The organism is Haloferax marinum (assembly GCF_009674625.1).
Classification (GTDB): domain Archaea; phylum Halobacteriota; class Halobacteria; order Halobacteriales; family Haloferacaceae; genus Haloferax; species Haloferax marinum.
In genome coordinates, this window is the sequence record NZ_WKJQ01000001.1 from 1568140 (window position 1) to 1585079 (window position 16940).

Annotated in this window: 20 protein-coding genes; 8 read left to right on the forward strand and 12 right to left on the reverse strand. The window is 62.1% G+C overall.

What is annotated here, in order from left to right; genetic code table 11:
* Position 1: 1 nt before the first annotated feature.
* From GJR99_RS08015 to GJR99_RS08030, 4 genes are all read right to left on the reverse strand, one after another.
* Complete coding sequence (locus GJR99_RS08015; RefSeq protein ID WP_151110973.1) at positions 2-235, reverse strand: 4Fe-4S ferredoxin N-terminal domain-containing protein; 234 nt, start codon at positions 233-235, stop codon at positions 2-4.
* A gap of 189 nt (positions 236-424) precedes the next feature.
* Entirely contained in the window at positions 425-1060 is a 636-nt protein-coding gene (locus tag GJR99_RS08020; protein ID WP_151110975.1) for a helix-turn-helix domain-containing protein, read from the reverse strand.
* Between the two features lie 246 nt (positions 1061-1306).
* Complete coding sequence (locus GJR99_RS08025; RefSeq protein ID WP_151110977.1) at positions 1307-2899, reverse strand: spermidine synthase; 1593 nt, start codon at positions 2897-2899, stop codon at positions 1307-1309.
* 105 nt (positions 2900-3004) lie between these two features.
* The gene (locus tag GJR99_RS08030; RefSeq protein WP_151110979.1) at positions 3005-4189 is read right to left on the reverse strand and encodes an inorganic phosphate transporter; all 1185 of its coding nucleotides are present in this window, start codon (positions 4187-4189) and stop codon (positions 3005-3007) included.
* 272 nt (positions 4190-4461) lie between these two features.
* Between GJR99_RS08030 and GJR99_RS08035 the strand changes: the two genes are divergently transcribed.
* Complete coding sequence (locus GJR99_RS08035; RefSeq protein WP_151110981.1) at positions 4462-5124, forward strand: CRISPR-associated protein Cas4; 663 nt, start codon at positions 4462-4464, stop codon at positions 5122-5124.
* Positions 5125-5153: 29 nt separating this feature from the next.
* Here the strand turns inward: GJR99_RS08035 and GJR99_RS08040 are convergent, their stop codons facing one another.
* From GJR99_RS08040 to GJR99_RS08050, 3 genes are all read right to left on the reverse strand, one after another.
* Positions 5154-5747, reverse strand: coding sequence for an L-threonylcarbamoyladenylate synthase (locus tag GJR99_RS08040; protein WP_151110983.1), 594 nt, complete (start codon positions 5745-5747; stop codon positions 5154-5156).
* A gap of 189 nt (positions 5748-5936) precedes the next feature.
* On the reverse strand, positions 5937-6443 hold the full coding sequence (locus tag GJR99_RS08045) for a redoxin domain-containing protein (protein ID WP_151110985.1): 507 nt from the start codon (positions 6441-6443) through the stop codon (positions 5937-5939).
* Positions 6443-6712, reverse strand: coding sequence for a glutathione S-transferase N-terminal domain-containing protein (locus tag GJR99_RS08050; RefSeq protein WP_151110987.1), 270 nt, complete (start codon positions 6710-6712; stop codon positions 6443-6445). The genes GJR99_RS08045 and GJR99_RS08050 overlap by 1 nt, the downstream gene beginning before the upstream one ends.
* 160 nt (positions 6713-6872) lie before the next feature.
* Here GJR99_RS08050 and GJR99_RS08055 point away from each other — a divergent pair, with 160 nt between their 5' ends.
* Positions 6873-8267 (forward strand): hemolysin family protein, encoded by a 1395-nt coding sequence (locus GJR99_RS08055; RefSeq protein ID WP_151110989.1) that lies wholly within the window; start codon positions 6873-6875, stop codon positions 8265-8267.
* Positions 8268-8307: 40 nt separating this feature from the next.
* On the opposite strand, the gene GJR99_RS08060 is transcribed toward GJR99_RS08055, so the two are convergent.
* The 3 genes from GJR99_RS08060 to GJR99_RS17425 are packed head-to-tail and all read right to left on the reverse strand — an operon-like array spanning position 8308 to position 9986.
* Complete coding sequence (locus tag GJR99_RS08060) at positions 8308-8583, reverse strand: hypothetical protein (protein WP_151110991.1); 276 nt, start codon at positions 8581-8583, stop codon at positions 8308-8310.
* On the reverse strand, positions 8580-9776 hold the full coding sequence (locus tag GJR99_RS08065; protein ID WP_151110993.1) for an inorganic phosphate transporter: 1197 nt from the start codon (positions 9774-9776) through the stop codon (positions 8580-8582). Before GJR99_RS08065 ends, GJR99_RS08060 begins: the two co-directional genes overlap by 4 nt.
* Positions 9777-9818: 42 nt before the next feature.
* On the reverse strand, positions 9819-9986 hold the full coding sequence (locus GJR99_RS17425) for a DUF7859 family protein (RefSeq protein WP_191967091.1): 168 nt from the start codon (positions 9984-9986) through the stop codon (positions 9819-9821).
* A 97-nt stretch (positions 9987-10083) separates the two neighbouring features.
* On the opposite strand from GJR99_RS17425, the gene GJR99_RS08070 reads away from it, so the two are divergent.
* On the forward strand, positions 10084-11130 hold the full coding sequence (locus GJR99_RS08070) for a helix-turn-helix domain-containing protein (RefSeq protein WP_151110995.1): 1047 nt from the start codon (positions 10084-10086) through the stop codon (positions 11128-11130).
* A gap of 206 nt (positions 11131-11336) precedes the next feature.
* Here the strand turns inward: GJR99_RS08070 and GJR99_RS08075 are convergent, their stop codons facing one another.
* Entirely contained in the window at positions 11337-11858 is a 522-nt protein-coding gene (locus tag GJR99_RS08075; RefSeq protein WP_151110997.1) for a metallophosphoesterase, read from the reverse strand.
* A gap of 135 nt (positions 11859-11993) precedes the next feature.
* On the opposite strand from GJR99_RS08075, the gene GJR99_RS08080 reads away from it, so the two are divergent.
* On the forward strand, positions 11994-12938 hold the full coding sequence (locus tag GJR99_RS08080) for a cation diffusion facilitator family transporter (RefSeq protein ID WP_151110999.1): 945 nt from the start codon (positions 11994-11996) through the stop codon (positions 12936-12938).
* 1 nt (position 12939) lies between these two features.
* Positions 12940-13158, forward strand: coding sequence for a hypothetical protein (locus tag GJR99_RS08085; protein WP_151111001.1), 219 nt, complete (start codon positions 12940-12942; stop codon positions 13156-13158).
* A gap of 13 nt (positions 13159-13171) precedes the next feature.
* On the opposite strand, the gene GJR99_RS08090 is transcribed toward GJR99_RS08085, so the two are convergent.
* Complete coding sequence (locus tag GJR99_RS08090; RefSeq protein ID WP_151111003.1) at positions 13172-14197, reverse strand: threonine aldolase family protein; 1026 nt, start codon at positions 14195-14197, stop codon at positions 13172-13174.
* A gap of 117 nt (positions 14198-14314) precedes the next feature.
* Here GJR99_RS08090 and GJR99_RS08095 point away from each other — a divergent pair, with 117 nt between their 5' ends.
* The 3 genes from GJR99_RS08095 (at position 14315) to GJR99_RS08105 (ending at position 16589) form a co-directional block, all read left to right on the forward strand.
* Positions 14315-15400, forward strand: coding sequence for an aminopeptidase (locus tag GJR99_RS08095; RefSeq protein WP_151111005.1), 1086 nt, complete (start codon positions 14315-14317; stop codon positions 15398-15400).
* A 664-nt stretch (positions 15401-16064) separates the two neighbouring features.
* Positions 16065-16334 (forward strand): type II toxin-antitoxin system HicB family antitoxin, encoded by a 270-nt coding sequence (locus GJR99_RS08100; protein ID WP_151111007.1) that lies wholly within the window; start codon positions 16065-16067, stop codon positions 16332-16334.
* Positions 16335-16337: 3 nt separating this feature from the next.
* On the forward strand, positions 16338-16589 hold the full coding sequence (locus GJR99_RS08105; protein WP_151111009.1) for a type II toxin-antitoxin system HicA family toxin: 252 nt from the start codon (positions 16338-16340) through the stop codon (positions 16587-16589).
* The last annotated feature ends 351 nt before the right edge of the window (positions 16590-16940 follow it).

Here is a 16940-nt window from a genome sequence, read left to right on the forward strand (position 1 = left end):
CTTAGAATCCCTCTGGTTCAGTTGGTCGCTTGTCTTCGCCAAACTCCGCGACTACCTCGTCGTGGTATTTCTCGTGAAATTCGGCGTCAGTCATCTCGCCGTTCGAGACGCGAATCGCGTCGCGAGCCATCCGCATTCCCAAATCAGCGTCGTAGTCGACGCCATCGAGAATCTCGGCTGCCTCTTCTTCCCACTCTGGAAGTGGCGTCAATCTCGGCTCTTGTGGGTCGCTCATGGCTACAACTAGTCTCTAGAAGCCGAACTCGGTAGGCCGTCCGCCGGATAATCCGGTCTTTTATAATGGGGTCGCAAAATGCCGAGACAACCACTCACAGTCGGAAATTCGACATATGAGTGTCATCGACACGCGGTTGGAAGACGTCGGAGCGGACCAGATTAGGGGTCGAACGCTTCCAGAACCAGATTAGGGGTCGAACGCTGCGGTCGCAAGCTTCGATTCGACGATGCTCAGCCGCTCTGAAAACGCCGACTTCGAAATACCGAGTGTGTTCGAAAGCTCGTCGAGCGTCGTCTGTCGGGGTGTCTCGTAGTAGCCCTCGCTCACGGCGAGCGTCGCGGCTTCTCGCTGTTTCGCTGTGAGTCGCGAGAGGTCTATCGTCGTCGGGTCGGATTTTACGGAATCGGACGGTTTTCGACTGGTGAGTCGTCGCAAGCTCACGCTCTCGGCGACGGCGTTGATTCGGTCCACCAACTCACTGATCACAGACCGGTCCGAAAGATACGTCTCGACGAGGAGAACGTCGTCGGAGACACCCTTGATTCGTGGCACACACCCGACGTCGTTGAACGCGAGGCAGAGACACGCTTCTCCGACACGGTTCGTCGCGTGGACCACCTGGCCGTTGCCGTCGCCTTGGATGGTCACCTCGGCGTGACAGACTCCATCGCAGATTTGGCTGTGGACGTTCTCGATTCTCTCGTCCGAGTTCGAAAGGGGACAGGAACAGTTCGCGAGTTCCACCTCGAATACTACCTCGAGGGTTCGCGCTCCCGAAGACGTGTCCAACGGCTCCACGTTGTCACCCCTGGAGCTTTCCATACGAGGGAGGTTTCCCGTTCACTCGAATATAGGTTTTGTCGATTCTCAGACATCATTTGTCGGTAGTCGTCATATTTCCTGGATTTTTTCGTCAGCACGGTGGAACAATGGTAACAAATATCCCACATACACTACTGGATGTCAACATATCTCACCGGGGTGCCCAGTCGGTGTCTCGGACGGATTATGTGTCGACCGGACGGCCAAAACTTCACGAAAACACGTGGTGTGCTCGTGTTCCGGTCGCTACGACACCGCCGCAATCGACGCTGTCTCGGTGGTCGTCTCGTTTTCTTCGCTCTCGTTCGCTTTCTGAACGACGTAGCGTTGGCCCACCATCGGGTCCAGCAGACTGTCGACTGGCGCGCGGTCGTCTCGCAAGAGCGGGACGTCGTCGGTGGGTTCGGTGTTCCGGTAGGACGATATCTCCGCTGCGAGGTCGATGCCGACGTCACGCTGTTGGTTTCGCGCCTGTAAGTCGTCGCGTGTCACGAGCGTCGCGTCTTTCGTCGCCACCACCTCGATATTCTGGACGACCACGCTCCCGGCGGTGGGGAAACTGTACACCTGCGGATACACCGCCTGCATCGTCTTGTACTCTGCGCGGTAGAACTGCGAGGCGGGACCCGACGGCGCGGAGATGACGTTCGCAAAGAGGATGCCGTCTTCGTCGAGGCGGTCCGAGGTGAGTCGCATGAACTCGACCGTCGTCAACTGGAACGGGACCTTGTCTTTCCGATAGGCGTCGAGGACGATGAGGTCGTACGTCTGATTCGTCTCTCGGAGGTACTGCCGGCCGTCCATCGTGTAGATGTTGAGGCGGTCGGACTCTTCGACCCGGAAGTACTCCTTTGCGACCGAGACCACTTCGGGGTCGATTTCGACGACGTCGACGGTCACGTCGGGGTATTTCTCCAGAAACACCCGTGGGCCGGTGAAGCCGCCACCACCGACGAACAACACCCGGTCGATGTCGTCCGAGAGGAGAAACGGGACGTGAAAGTACGACGTGTAGTCGAAGACGTGCCGCGTCGGGTCGTCCAAATCCATCGCGCTGTGGGGTTGGCGGTCGAGATAGAGCGTCCGGGTGTCGCCGGCGTCGACGACGCGGAGTTCTTGATACGCGGTCTGTGTGTGGTAGACGGTCCTTCCAGCGCTATCCAGGCCGATGCCACCGCTCACGGTGGCGGCGACGAGCAGGATGCTGACGCCGACGCTCCAGTACACTTCCCGTCGAGTGATGTTCGGACGAGCGAGGACGACAGCGGTTCCGACCGAGATGACACCCATGACGAGTCCGATTTGCGGCACGCTCAGCGACGGGATGAGGACGAACGTGGTCGCGAACGCGCCGACGATGCTTCCAATGGTCCCCACCGCGTAGACGTGTCCCGACGCCGCCCCGATTTCAGAGCGTCCCGAGAGCTCTGCCGCGTACGGACTGATGTAGCCGAGGAGGTAGGTCGGTGGGCCGAAAAGCAGCGTAATCGCGGGGAGTGACGCGAACCGACTCGGGATGGGAAGTCCCGCCGTCGACTGTAAGAGGATGTCGCCGAAGAGGATGACACCGGCGATGTACGTGGCCGTGGCGATGAAGACACGGACGAGACTGTCGTTCGACGCCGACGCTGCTCGCTGGCCGCCACGGTGATAGCCGAGACTCAGTGCCGCGAGGAAGACGCCGATGATGCTCCCCCACGTGTAGATGCTGCTTCCGAACTCGGGGGCAATCATCCGACCCGCGAGAATCTCTAACCCCATGCTCGTCACGCCGGAGACGAACACTGCCAGTTCTGGGCGCGTCATCCGGAGCGGAGAGAGGGAGGGGGTCGAAGCCATAGGGAACACGTAGGAGGAGGCGCGTATTAAACCACTCAGCTGACACCAGAACCGACTCGTCGGAGGAGTCGACTCGTCGAAGCGGCGTCGCAGTCGAAGCACCTGCTACGAGGCCATCGAGACGACGGTGAAGAGGAGATAGCCGGTGGAGAACGAGAGGACGAACGACCCGACCCACGCACCGAGCGTCTTGAGAATCTTCGCGCGACTGATTCCCGCCCCACCGGTGATAGCCGCACCACTCCCGATGATAGCCGAGACGACGATTTCGTTGAACGAGACAGGGACACCGAGGAAGACGGCGACCTGCGCGATGAGGAACGACGGAATCAACGCGGAGATTGCCCGGCGTGGCCCGAGCGACGAGTAATCCTGCGAGAGCGACTTTATCATCCGCGGTGCGCCCATCCACGCGCCGACCAGAATCCCGACTCCACCGCCGAAGAGGACCGCAAAGAGCGGAATCGCCATGGTATCGAAGAGCGGAAGCAACGGGCCGACGGCGAGGCCGACTTGCGACCCACCGGCGGAGAAGGCGACGAGCGACCCCAGTGCGAGCAGGAATCGGTTCATCGCCCGGTGCTCGTCTCGGTGGATATCGAGACGCACGAGCGTAGCGGCGACCACCGCAAACGAGAGTGTCACGACGAGTGACCCGTGAGCAGTGGCCGGCGCGAGTGACGCCCCGAGCGCACGAGCGAGTGACTGGCCGCCGGTCTCCCCACCGAGCATGGCGAACTCGATGTTGGCGACGACTGCGCTGACACTCGCGGCCAACGCCGGGATACAGATAGACTCGGGTGCCCACTCGCGAGAGAGCAACCGCGCGAGTCCGTAGGCGAGTCCACCGCCGACGAACGGGGTGAGTACCCACACCGACGCGATTTCCTGATATTTCGCCCACGCAGGTGTGCCGCCGAGGGCGACGCCGATACCGATGACCGCACCGGTGACGGTGAACGCTGTTGCGATGGGTATCCCGGTGACGATGCCGGCGGCCATGAGTCCACCCGCGAGGAGCAACACGACGACTGCCGCCACCGGCGACAACGAGACGCCGTCGATGAGACCGGTTCCGATAGCCGACGAGACGCTCTCACCCTGAACGAGCGCACCCAAAAACGCGATGACGCCGACGACGAGACCCGCCCGCATTATCGAGATGGCGTTCGCGCCAACCGCTGGTGCGAAGGGCGTCGCACCCGCCGACCCGGCCCCGATTATCCACGCCATGAACAGACTGACGGAACTGGCGACGACGACGAGGACGAGCGAGAGCAGTTCAACCATCGGAAGAGCGGAGAGAGACCATCGTTCGAGTTCGTGTGTGGCGAAACGACCAGGCTGTTGTCGACAGTTCTCAGGTGTGTCCAATTAAGTCTTAAGATAGTATTCCCATCAGCGCGCAATACTAACGTCGCCCAAAAACCACTATTTCGTCTGACAACGCCAATTACCATCTCTCACAGCTTCATTCGTGAACCACCTAGTTACGAAAGACCCAATCCTCTACAACAGTCCGTCGGCGAAGGTTCATATACGAAACCGAGGCCAGACCCGTCGTGCCGAATCGAATCGCCGTGTCTGACCTCGCTCGCGCCGCGTACTGTCCGCGCCAACTCCACTACGCCCGCCGCGACGAGGACCGCGAACCACCGCCCGCAGTCCGTGAAATCCGCGCCCTCGCGTTCGAGTATCCGACGCTCCTCACGGCCAGCGACGACGAACTTTCGACCCGTCCGCTGGCGGCGACGCCCACGACGTATCGCCAGAATCTCCGACGCCTCAGTGAGCGTGACGAGTGGGACGTACTGACGGAGCCACTCGACCGGGAGGTTCTACTCACGGGGAAAGACTGTCGGGGCGTCGCACACAAACTCGTCGGCGACCCGGTGGTACCGTCTGTCGTCTCACCGGGCATGCCACCCGAGCGAGGCGTCTGGGAACCGCAACGAGTCCGGGCCGTCGCGCTAGCGAAGGCGCTCGCGTGGGAACGCGAGCGCGAGGTCCCGACCGCCTACGTCGAATACCCTGCCCACGGCGTCGTCCGAACCGTCCGCCTCACGACGAGAAACAAAGCAGCGTATCGGCGGGCACTTCGAATCGCTCGGGAACTCGACTTCGTCCCGCCGCGACTCCGCGACTCCGCGAAGTGCGACGAGTGCGCCTATCGAGAACAGTGTGGGGTGAAAACGCGGACGTTACGGTCACTGTTTCGCCGGTGACCACACTCGGTCGCTTTCGCTGCGCTCGGTCAGTCGTTGGCTTCGAGCCACGCCTCGATTTCGTCTGCCATCGCACCGCGTCGGTGGACGACGCCGCGTCCGGGGTCTACGACGGTGCTCTCGGTTCCCGGTGTGGTCCCACCGTCGAGGACGACAGCGACGGCGTCGCGAATCTCGTCGGAGAGTTGCGACGGATGGGTGATACTGCCGGTCCCCGACCGGTTGGCACTGGTCGCCGTCACGGGGGTCTCGGCCGCGCGGAACAGGTCGCGGGCGAGTTCGTGGTCGGGGACGCGCACACCGACTCGTCTCCGCCCATCGACGAGCACGTCCGAGAGCGTGTCGCGGCGTTCGACGACGACGGTGACGGGTCCGGGGAGGAACCGGCGCATGAACGCTTCTTCCGTCTCGTCCGCGACGACGTATTCGAGTGCGGCGTCGACGTCTGGGAATCCCGCCGAGAGCGGTTTGTCCCTGGAACGGCCCTTGATTTCGAAGACGTGTTCGATGGCGTCGGGGTTGGTCGCGTCCGCGCCCATCCCGTAGACAGTCTCGGTCGGATAGACCACGGCCTCACCACGGCGGATGGCCGCGGCCGCCTCCGTCAGGTCGTCGTCGCTCATAGCCGAGGGGATGCGAGACGAGCGAAAAAGCGTGACGAAACGGGGTGACGGCGGTCGGTGAGACGGGATTGAACGAAGTAGAGGCGGTCGATGAAACGGAATGGAACGAAGTAGAGGCGGTCGATGAAACGGAATGGAACGAAGTAGAGGCGGTCGATGAAACGAGACGAGGTGGCCGACGAAACGGGATTAGGCGTCGGAGACGGCGGCGACGATTTCGTCGTAGTCCGGGAAGTCCGGCCACTGCGCTGCGACCCATCGGTACTGAACTTCGCGGTCCTCGTCGAGGAGGAAGACGGCGGGGCGGTGTTCGGTGATACCCGTCATGTCGTCGAGGTCGTTTTCGATACCGTAGTCGGTCGCGACGTCGGCCGCGGGGTCCGAGAAGAGTCGTGCGTCCACACCGCGCTCTGCGAGGAACGTCTTGTGCTCGTACGGCGAGGAGATAGAGACCCCGACGGTCTGGACTTCTTCGGGGACACCGCGGTCACGCAGATTGTTCCAGATGTACGTCGAGGGGAACGCGCCGTCCATCGTGTGGAACACGAGCAAGACGGGACCTTCGTCGGTCAGGTCCGAGAGCGACGCGTCCTCCCAGTACTCCTCGTCGACGAGTGGGCGGGTGAAATCGGGGGCGGTGTCGCCGACGTCCGGTGCGTCGTGTGGCGGGAGTTCGACCACGTCGAAGTCGACCATTATGCCACCTCCCCGTTGCCGTAGGTGCGTTCGAGGTAGTCGACGATGTTGGCGGACTCGGACATCGTGACACCCGTGTTCTCGTCGACGAGGGCAGGGACAGTTCGCTTCCCGGAGACGCGCTTGACGACGTTTCGGTCGGAGTGCATCGGTTCGACGAAGCGCGAGCGGTAGTCGAGTCCGTGTTCGTCGAGGACGCGAACGACGCGCTCGCAGTACGGACACGCCTGCAACCGATACAGCGTAATCGCCGGCTGGTCGTCTGACATGGGGGCACATTGGGAAGACCCCCGCCTAAGCCCTTCGCTCGCGGGCATCCCCGCCGCAATGGCGCACAGTGTCCGAGCGTTCTCCTGGACCTCGCTACGGTCTGGCGGTGACGCCGAGGGCAACTCTTAATTCCGGTCCCACGCAAGACTGTATAGTTACATGGGTTTGCCGCCGCTACTACCACTTCCAGCCACGTTCCTCACGGCCGCACAGGTCTCGAACGTCCCGCTGGACGACACGACAATCACGGTCCTCGGTGGGGCTGCGATTCTCGTCCTCATCGCACTCTCGGCGTTCTTCTCTTCCTCCGAGATCGCGATGTTCTCGCTCGCGAAACACCGCGTCGACTCGCTCGTCGAAGACGGGGTCCCCGGAGCGACGCGCGTCAAAGCGCTCAAAGACGACCCACACCGACTCTTGGTCACGATTCTCGTCGGCAACAACATCGTCAACATCGCCATGTCGGCGCTGGCGACGGGACTCCTCGCCGTTCTCAACTTCGGACCCGGTGAGTCGGTGCTCATCTCCACGTTGGGTATCACCACGCTCGTCTTGCTGTTCGGCGAGAGCGCACCGAAGTCCTACGCGGTCGAGAACACGGAGTCGTGGGCACTCAGAATCGCCCGTCCGCTGAAGTACGCCGAACTGCTGTTGCTCCCGTTGGTCGTCTTCTTCGACTACCTGACGCGGATCATCAACAGCATCACCGGCGGCCAGACCGCCATCGAGACGACGTACGTCACGCGTGACGAGATTCAGAACCTCATCGAGACGGGCGAACGCGAGGGCGTCATCGAAGAAGAAGAACGCGAGATGCTCGACCGCATCTTCCGGTTCAACTCGACCATCGCGAAAGAGGTCATGACGCCGCGTCTCGACATGACCGCCGTTCCGAAGGACGCCACCATCGACGAAGCCATCGAGACCTGTGTGCAGGCAGACCACGAACGCGTCCCCGTCTACGACGGGAACCTCGACAACGTCATCGGCATCGTCAACATCCGGAACCTCGTCCGCGAGAAGTACTACGGTGAACGCGGCGTCGGCCTCGCAGACATCGTCTCGCCGACCCTCCACGTCCCCGAGTCGAAGAACGTGGACGAACTGATGGCCGAGATGCAAGACACCCGGATGCAGATGGTCATCGTCATCGACGAGTTCGGGACCACCGAGGGACTCATCACGCTCGAAGACATGGTCGAAGAAATCGTCGGAGACATCCTCGAAGGCGACGAGGAAGAACCGTTCGAGGAAGTCGACGAGGACACCTTCCTCGTCCGCGGCGAGGTCAACATCGACGAAGTCAACGAGATGCTCGACATCGAACTCCCGGAGGGTGAGGAGTTCGAGACGCTCGCCGGTTTCATCTTCAACCGCGCTGGCCGCCTCGTCGAAGAAGGTGAGGAGATAACGTACGGCGACATCGTCATCCGCATCGAACAGGTGGACAACACGCGCATCATGAAAGCGCGCATCCGAACCAACGTCGGCGTCGACGACGACGAAGACGAAGACGAAGACGACGAAGAAGCAGAAGTCGAACCGGACGCCTGATAACTGCAGTCCAGTCCGACACCGATTCGACCGGCCTGTTTTAGCCGAGAAGCGTAAACGAAAGCAAGACGAGCACGAGCGAGACGAGCGTGAGCACGACCAATCCACGCGAGGTTGCGGTGCCGTCGCTGAGGTGGGCCGAACGCGTACGGAAGCGAATCGCCAGGAAGAACCCGCCGAGACCGACCGCACCGAACGTGAATCCACGGAGAGAGAGTCCGGTGACGATAGCCATCGCGACGTGATAGACACCGAATCCCGCCCAGAGGGCGGCGACGAGATTGGCGAGGGCTACCCGGAGAGCGCGAACGTTCACACAGATAGTACGCTTGACACGAGCGTAAAGACGCCGTAGCTGAGGCCGAACGCGAGAACCAACGACCCGACCCACGCGAGGACGGTGTAGACCATCTTCTGTTTCGAGACACCGGACCCACCAGCGGCGAATCCAGACCCGATGATGGCGCTGACGATGATCTCGTTGAACGAGACGGGAACGCCGAGGGCGACGGCCGTCTGTGCGATAGCGAACGATGGAATCATCGCCGCAATCGAGCGCCGTGGACCGAGCGAGGAGTAGTCCTGTGCGAGTGCTTTAATCATCCGTGGGGCACCCGTCCACGACCCGGCGAGGAGGCCGACCCCACCACCGACGAGCAGCGCCACCAACGGGACGGTGACGGCGTCGAGCAAGGGAACTAACGGACCGATTGCGAGTCCGACCTGACTCCCGCCAGCAGAGAAGGCGACCAACCCGCCGAGGACGAGCAAGAATCGGCGCTGACCACGAGTCGGGTCGGTGCGCATCCAGCGACCGACGATGGCCGCTGCGACGACGCCAGCGAACAGGACGCTCGCGACGAACCACACCGACTCTCCGAATCCAGTGCCAGCGAGTCCGACGGCCGACGCGCGGGCCAGCGACGCAGACGACCCGTCCGTGCCCAGGCCAGCGAACTCCATGTTGGCGACGAGGACACCGACGATTCCGGCGAGAACCGGAACCGTCGCCGTCTCGGAGAACCGCTCTGAGCGAAGCGCTCGAGCAGTGGCGTACGACGCACCACCCCCGACGAACGGGACGAGCACCCACAGCGTCACGATTTGCTGGTATTTCGCCCACGCGGGGTCGCCACCCATCGCGAGTCCGACGCCGACGACCGCACCGGTGACGGTGAAGGCAGTCGCGATTGGGTAGCCGGCGAAGACGCCGAGTGCGACGAGTATCGCCGCGGTGAGCAGTGCTACGACTGCGGCCGTAACCGTGAGTGTGACGCCGCCGATGAGTTCGGTGCCGACCGCGTTGGTGACGTTGGCACCCTGAAGAATCGCGCCGGCAAAGCCGAGCAAGCCAACGACGAACCCAGCGCGCATCACCGAGATAGCGTTCGCACCGACCGCAGGCGCGAAGGGCGTCGAACCGGACGACCCGGCCCCGATTGCCCACGCCATAAAGAGACTCGCGAGTGCGGCGACGACGAGCGTCGCGAGCGTTCCGACTGCTACCACAGACTCGCACCTCGCGTTCTGTTCCGGGCAGTCGACGACATCCTACCGGCGTCTTGCGTCATCGTAGCCTTCGCGCAGTCCGAGCAGCGTTCGCCGCACGAGAAGATATGCGAAGAAGACGAAGAGCAACATCACGATGAGCAACCCAGTGAACACTGGGTCTCCAACGAGGAAGTCGACGACGCCGTCTACGACCAGAGGGTCGGGCATGTGCGAGGATTCCGAGTGCCCTGGGTATAGCAATTTCGGCGTCGGGACGTAACAAGATACTAATATTTTTTAGGTGGACCGGGAGTAACGCGGATAGATGGCCGACCTGATACCCTCCAACTCCAGTGACCTCGACGACGAGCGGGAAGGCCGAGACCCGCGAGTCATCGGTCTCGACAGCGACGAGGCCGACGAACTCCTCGCTGCCATCTCGTCTTCGACCGCTCGGTCGGTTCTCGCATCACTCCACGAGGCCCCCGCAACCTCCTCGGAACTTGCGGCAGACGTGGACACCTCACTCCAGAACGTCCAGTACCACCTCGGAAATCTCTCTGACGCGGGTCTCATCGAAGTCGTCGACACCCGCTACTCCGAGAAAGGCCGCGAGATGAAGGTGTACACGCCCTCCGACCGCGCACTCGTCGTCGTCGCCGGCCGCGAAGACGAGACGCGTGGCCTCAAAGGCGCACTCTCCCGCCTCATCGGCGGTATCGGCGTCCTCGGTGTCGGCGGTGTCGTGGTGAACCGACTCGCTCGGACGGGGAGCGTCTTCCCGTTCGCTGCGACGGGCGGGGCCGACGGTGGGAGTGCAGAGAGTACCGAAGCGAGTGACAGTGGTGGTGCTGGCGGGAGTGGAGGCGCGGCGAACGAATCGACGAGTTCGGACGTCGCGGTTAGCTACGAAGGGGAAGATATCGGAGTGAACTCGAGAGGCGGGGGCGAGACGACTGCTGCAGACGCGACGACGACCGCCGAAGGCGACGGCGGGTACAGTATCGCGGAGTCGACGACGACCGAATCAGCAGACCAAGCCCAGACTGTCACCGAAGAAGCGACTCGGACTGTCGCCGAGGAGACGACTCAGACCGTCGCCGAGGAGGCGACTCGAACCGTCACGGAGACGGCGGCCTCGACGCCGACACCAGCCCCGACTGACGAACCAGCGACGGCAGCAGAATCCGTGACGACAACAGAATCCGTGACGACAGCAGTCCAGACGGCCACGGAAACGGCCGCGCAGTTCACGAGCGGGTCTCCCGGCGTCACCGACACGATTGGCGTCCCCTCGCCGGGAGCGATGTTCTTCCTCGGCGGACTGACCGTCCTGCTCGTGTGGGTCGCAGTCGGCGTACTTCGTGACTAAAACGGCCGTTTTAGCTTACGGTGCGTATTTGACCTGCTCTCCCGTAGGACTGTGTACGAGGCCGCGTTCGGGGTGACGGCGACGGACCCACTGCCCCCCAACCGGTGCCCCTGCCCACCGTCGTCGTCTTCCGACGTGCCTCGGAACGCCGAGCCCGTGCCCTCCACCCTGTTCCCGCTGGTTCTTCGGCCCCACCAACACCTTCGTCAGTTCCCGCCGGGCACGACACGGAACGTGTCGAACACCTCACCATCGACAGTGACGAGTCTTCCCCGCAACCCACCGCCGGGGAGCGGTTCGAGTTCCGCGTGTGCCTTTCGGTGCCCTCGCGGTTGGGCGTGACTCCCCGGATTGAGGAGTGGAATCGCCCCCGTGCCGTCGAACGTCGGTCGGTGGCTATGGCCGAAGATGACTGCGTCAGCACCGCGCTCCCGGCCGAAGAGTGAGAGCGCCGTCCCACCGCCGCGGCGAGTGTGTGTCATCGCGAACTCCACGCCGCCGTAGGTGAAGTTTCGTGCCTCGGGAATTCGGTCGCGAATCTCGGAGGCGTCGTTGTTGCCGTAGACCGCCAGAAACTGCTCGGACTCGTCGATAAACGCGTCGAGGACCGATTCGCGCATGAAGTCACCCGCGTGGACGACGAGGTCTGCTTCTCTGACCGCGTCGAGCGTTCGACTCGCGAGACGGTGGCCGTCTGTGCTGTGTGTGTCGGAGACGACGACGAGCATACCGACACTATGGGTCGAAGGTAGTGAACCCTATCGTCTTCGAGTCGGGCGAACAGGGGGCGTGTTTGGTGGGGACGCCGACGGACATGTGTCCGTGGCGAAACGTCTATCCGGGCGGGGGGAGTGCCCCACGACATGGCAGGCAGTACGTCCGTCGTCGTCGCCGCCCTCTTCGCGAACGGGGCCATCGCCATCCTCAAATTTCTCGGGTTTCTCGCGACTGGGAGTCCCTCCATGCTCTCGGAGACGTACCACTCCATCTCCGACACCGGGAATCAGGTGTTTCTCCTCATCGGCATTCGGTACAGCAAACGTGAGGAGACGCAGATGCACCCCTTCGGGTTCGGGAAAGCACAGTTCTTCTACTCGTTTCTCGTCTCCGTGATGCTGTTCGGCATCGCGGGGTGGGAGTCGGCGAAACACGGTTACGACGCCCTGATGCACCCCGGACACGGTGGCGGCGCAGAGAGTATCTTACTCTTCGGGATGGAGATTCGACCCATCTGGGTCAACGTCGCCATCCTCCTCGGTGCCATCGCCTTCGAGAGTTACGCCTTCGTGAAAGCCAACGCCGAACTCCGCCGCCAAATCAACGAGTACGAGTGGGATGGCCTCGTGCAAGCGTTCCGGGAGACGAGCGACGTGACGACGCTGACGGCCTTTACCGAAGACACCGTCGCGCTCGTCGGTGCGATGCTCGCACTCGTCGGTATCGGTCTCACCGAACTCACGGGGAATCAGGTGTACGACGCGGCGACGGCGCTCCTCATCGGTATCCTCCTCATGGGGTTCGCCATCGCACTCGCGTGGGAGAACAAGCGACTGCTCATCGGTGAGAGCGTCCCGACACGCGACGAACAGGAGCTCAAGAAAATCGTCCGAAACGACCCCCACGTCACCCACGTGGACAAGTTCCGCGCATCCTACGTCGGCCCCGAGAAACTCCTGCTCGCGCTCGACGTGAGTTTCGACCCCGAACTCGACACCGAAGAGATAGACGACCACATCACCGCCATCGAAGAGACACTCAAGGCGGCGGACGACCGAGTCCACTTCGTCTACATCGAACCCGAACTGTGAGATGAATCTCGTCGAACTCGCCCCCTCGGTCGTGTTCGTCGCGGCGGGCGGCTACATGTACAGTCGGCCGATGTCGGTCCGGAGTTTCGTTTCTCCGCGGAAGTGGAAGGAGTCGCCGGAGGAAGCAGCGCAACTCCAGCGCGTGTTGGCGAAGGCGGTTGGTTTTGCGCTCGTCGGCGGCGGCGTACTGTGGTTCGTCATCGCGCTTGCATTCGGCTGAGTCTGCCGAGTGTCTACTGCGACTGGACCGCTTCGGCGACGCGTTCGACTGCTTCCTCCACGTCTGCGCGGGAGACGTCGAGGTTCGTCGTAAACCGGGTGTGATACTCCCCGAACGGTCCACCGAGAACGTCGACACCCTCACACAGGTCGACGAACTCTTCTGCCGTGAGTCCGGCGTCTTCGGAATCGACGACGACGATGTTGGTGTCGGGCGTCGGAACCGAGAGTCCGTCGACGGCGTCGAGGCCCTCCGCGAGGACGCGGGCGTTCTCGTGGTCGTCGGCGAGTCGGTCGACGTTGTCGAGGGCGACGAGACCGGGCGCGGCGATGATACCGGCCTGTCGCATCCCGCCCCCGAACTGCTTGCGGACGCGAGTCGCTTCTTCGATGAACTCCTCGGGGCCGGCGAGCATCGACCCGACGGGTGCACCGAGTCCCTTCGAGAGACAGAACATCACGGTATCGACGTTCTCGACCATCGCGTTCGGGTCTTCGTCGAGTGCGACGCAGGCGTTGAACACGCGTGCGCCGTCGAGGTGGACCGGGATGCCGAGTTCGTGTGCCGCCTCGGCCGCCGCGTCGATATCGGCTTTCGGGATGGCGACGCCGCCGCGGGCGTTGTGCGTGTTTTCGAGACAGACGACACCGGTTCCGGCGACGTGGAGTGACTCTTCGCGTGCGTGCTCGCGAATCTGGTCGGGCGTCGGGACGGCGCTCTCACCGGCGTCGAAGGCCCGAACCTGCAGGCCGGACAACTGGGCGAATCCGCCGACTTCCCACTTGTAGACGTGCGCCTGGACGTCGACGAGCGCCTCTTGACCGGGTTCGGTGTGGACACGGGCCGCGATTTGGTTCCCCATCGTCCCCGACGGGACGTACAGGGCGGCCTCCATTCCGACCAGTTCGGCGGCGCGTGCTTCGAGTTCGTTCACTGTCGGGTCGTCGCCGTACACGTCGTCACCGACCGCGGCGTCGCGGGCGGCCTCACGCATCTCGTCGGATGGGAGGGTGACCGTGTCGCTTCGGAGGTCTATCATCGGCCAAAGAGACCGCACCGACCGAGAAATAGCCCGGTGGTCCGTTCGGGTTCCGTCCCGCGATGGCAACATTTGCGCTTCGAAACATGTTTGCCCAGGGGAGACACACGCCACGGTATGGACCCACGTATCCGCGAACACGCCCAGACCATCGTGGACCACTCGACACGCGTAGAGGAAGGCGACAACGTCGTCGTCTCCGCGCCTGCAGTGGCCGACGACCTCGTGACCGCCGTCTGCGAACTCATCGGTGAGCGCGGCGGGTACGTCGTCACCACCAGTTCCGACCCACGATTCATGCGTGCGTACCTTCGAGCGGCCGACCGCGAAGAGTTCGAGACGCCGTCGCACCAACTCGCACTGTTCGAAGAAGCGGACGTGCTCATCAACATCCGCGCCGAGGTGAACGCCAGCGAGCAGAGCGACGTCGACCCGGCGACCAACGCCGCGTGGAGACGCGCCTACAAGCCAGTTCAGGTGGAAGCGCTCTCGAAGCGCTGGTGTCTCACGCAGTATCCCGCGAAGGGGAGCGCCCAACTCGCCGGCATGAGCACCGAAGCGTACGAGAACTTCGTCTACGACGCCGTCAGTCTCGACTGGGAGAAGCAGGCCGAACACCAGCAACAGATGGTCGAACTCCTCGACGACGCCGACGAAGTCCGCATCAAGTCGGGCGACGAGACGGACGTGACGATGAGCGTCGCCGGCAACACCACCATCAACGACAAGGGTGAACACAACCTCCCCGGCGGCGAGGTGTTCACCGCACCCGTCAAAGACTCCGTGGAGGGTGAGGTGTACTTCGACCTGCCCCTCTACCGGCAGGGTCGCGAAGTCTCCGGCGTCCGCGTCCGATTCGAAGACGGCAAAGTCGTCGACTACTCCGCAGAACGCAACGAGGAGGTCCTCGACGGCGTGTTCGACACCGACGACGGTGCTCGCTACCTCGGTGAACTCGGTATCGGAATGAACCGCAACATCGACCAGTTCACCTACAACATGCTCTTCGACGAGAAGATGGGCGACACCGTCCACATGGCCGTCGGCACCGCCTACCCCGAGACGGTCGGTGAAGAAAACGAGGTCAACGAGAGCGCCGAACACGTGGATATGATCGTGGACATGTCCGAAGATTCGGTCATCGAACTCGACGGGGAAGTCGTCCAGCGCAACGGCACGTTCGTGTTCGAAGACGAGTTCTGAGGAACTCTGCGGTCTTTTTCCCTCCACCGTGAGACGCGTCGCGTCTCACGAGCCTTCGTTCGCGTTGCTCACGAAGACAGGGTTTGCGGACGTGAGCGCAGCGAACGCCCGGAAAAAGGTGGAACTGGCACGTTCGTGTTCGAAGACGGGTTCTGAGGAACTCTGCGGTCTTTTTCCCTCCAGGTTTTTGCGGACGTGAGCGCAGCGAACGCCCGGAAAAAGGTGGAACTGGCACGTTCGTGTTCGAAGACGAGTTCTGAGGAACTCTGCGGTCTTTTTCCCTCCAGGTTTTTGCGGACGTGAGCGCAGCGAACGCCCGGAAAAAGGTGGAACTGGCACGTTCGTGTTCGAAGACGAGTTCTGAGGAACTCTGCGGTCTTTTTCCCTCCACCGTGAGACGCGTCGCGTCTCACGAGCCTTCGTTCGCGTTGCTCAGCGAAGACAGGGTTTTGCCCGAGCGAGCGGAGCGAGGGGAAACAGTGGATTGGCTCTGTTGAACCCCTCAGTCGCTGATAGTTTGTTGCGGCCGTGCTGAATAGAGGGCGCAAGTCGGTCATCAAGTTCGTTCGAGATGAGCATCTGCTTGGAGAAACCACATGCTCGTCATCGTGACGAGGGCAGTTTGCCGAATACTTATAGAGTTAATCCGGCAACTAGGAGTAAGATGGCCAGTTCGACTCGGAACGGCGACGCCAACGATGGCGAGATTCGTCTCTGGCAAGAGGACGGCTGGTGGATCGCGAAAGACGTCGATACGGGCGTGACCACGCAGGGAGAGTCCAGAGAAGAAGCGCTGGATAACCTCGACGATGCTGTCGCAGTCCACACCGGGAAGCGTGGACGTGAACCGACGGACGAAGAACTTCGTGCGCTGGGAATCGACCCCGCGAACAACACCACTGGTGACCAAGAACCGCCGGACGCCCTCGATTAATCGATGGGTCGGCGAACGTTCTCCGGAATGGAGGACGTGAAGGTTCTCGTCAACGTCGGTGGGTTCGAGTGGCGACGAACGACTGGGGACCACGCTCAACTGTACTACGAACACCCGACGAACGAAACTGACCGTCGACAGGTGACCGTCCCGCTGCATAGTGAGTTACGTACTGGGACGCTCCGAAACATCGCAGAAAGTGCCGGAGCACACGATTTCGATGCCTTCTGTGAGTGGATAGACGAAAACGCCTAATCCCGCACCGAAGAGACGGGTCTACTCGCTATTGTCGAATCGTGAGCCCGATTTCTTGTTCGTGCTGACTACAGCGCGCGAATCGGTCACTGACTATTTGGATTCTGACGAGTGATTTAACGGACGGTGCTAACAGATAGAATAGGTTGATTGGAGTGTCCCATCCGACTCGTAGAAGAAGTAAATATCACCGAGACAATCGGAAATGGAAACCTCAGAGTGAGTTTGTCCCTCTGAGATAGTGGCGGATACAGTTACTGACCGAGAGTCTTCTGGCAACGATTCTTCAGTGATACCTGCAACAACTTCGGTCGTCTGTGCATCGACAGTGAACGTATCTTGATATACATT

What these genes read in the sequence shown, in the direction of transcription:
- GJR99_RS08015 (WP_151110973.1), bottom strand. Translation starts at nt 235, where the DNA reads ATGAGCGACCCACAAGAGCCGAGATTGACGCCACTTCCAGAGTGGGAA.
- GJR99_RS08020 (WP_151110975.1), bottom strand. Translation starts at nt 1,060, where the DNA reads ATGGAAAGCTCCAGGGGTGACAACGTGGAGCCGTTGGACACGTCTTCG.
- GJR99_RS08025 (WP_151110977.1), bottom strand. Translation starts at nt 2,899, where the DNA reads ATGGCTTCGACCCCCTCCCTCTCTCCGCTCCGGATGACGCGCCCAGAA.
- GJR99_RS08030 (WP_151110979.1), bottom strand. Translation starts at nt 4,189, where the DNA reads ATGGTTGAACTGCTCTCGCTCGTCCTCGTCGTCGTCGCCAGTTCCGTC.
- GJR99_RS08040 (WP_151110983.1), bottom strand. Translation starts at nt 5,747, where the DNA reads ATGAGCGACGACGACCTGACGGAGGCGGCCGCGGCCATCCGCCGTGGT.
- GJR99_RS08045 (WP_151110985.1), bottom strand. Translation starts at nt 6,443, where the DNA reads ATGGTCGACTTCGACGTGGTCGAACTCCCGCCACACGACGCACCGGAC.
- GJR99_RS08050 (WP_151110987.1), bottom strand. Translation starts at nt 6,712, where the DNA reads ATGTCAGACGACCAGCCGGCGATTACGCTGTATCGGTTGCAGGCGTGT.
- GJR99_RS08055 (WP_151110989.1), top strand. Translation starts at nt 6,873, where the DNA reads ATGGGTTTGCCGCCGCTACTACCACTTCCAGCCACGTTCCTCACGGCC.
- GJR99_RS17425 (WP_191967091.1), bottom strand. Translation starts at nt 9,986, where the DNA reads ATGCCCGACCCTCTGGTCGTAGACGGCGTCGTCGACTTCCTCGTTGGA.
- GJR99_RS08070 (WP_151110995.1), top strand. Translation starts at nt 10,084, where the DNA reads ATGGCCGACCTGATACCCTCCAACTCCAGTGACCTCGACGACGAGCGG.
- GJR99_RS08075 (WP_151110997.1), bottom strand. Translation starts at nt 11,858, where the DNA reads ATGCTCGTCGTCGTCTCCGACACACACAGCACAGACGGCCACCGTCTC.
- GJR99_RS08080 (WP_151110999.1), top strand. Translation starts at nt 11,994, where the DNA reads ATGGCAGGCAGTACGTCCGTCGTCGTCGCCGCCCTCTTCGCGAACGGG.
- GJR99_RS08085 (WP_151111001.1), top strand. Translation starts at nt 12,940, where the DNA reads ATGAATCTCGTCGAACTCGCCCCCTCGGTCGTGTTCGTCGCGGCGGGC.
- GJR99_RS08090 (WP_151111003.1), bottom strand. Translation starts at nt 14,197, where the DNA reads ATGATAGACCTCCGAAGCGACACGGTCACCCTCCCATCCGACGAGATG.
- GJR99_RS08095 (WP_151111005.1), top strand. Translation starts at nt 14,315, where the DNA reads ATGGACCCACGTATCCGCGAACACGCCCAGACCATCGTGGACCACTCG.
- GJR99_RS08100 (WP_151111007.1), top strand. Translation starts at nt 16,065, where the DNA reads ATGGCCAGTTCGACTCGGAACGGCGACGCCAACGATGGCGAGATTCGT.
- GJR99_RS08105 (WP_151111009.1), top strand. Translation starts at nt 16,338, where the DNA reads ATGGGTCGGCGAACGTTCTCCGGAATGGAGGACGTGAAGGTTCTCGTC.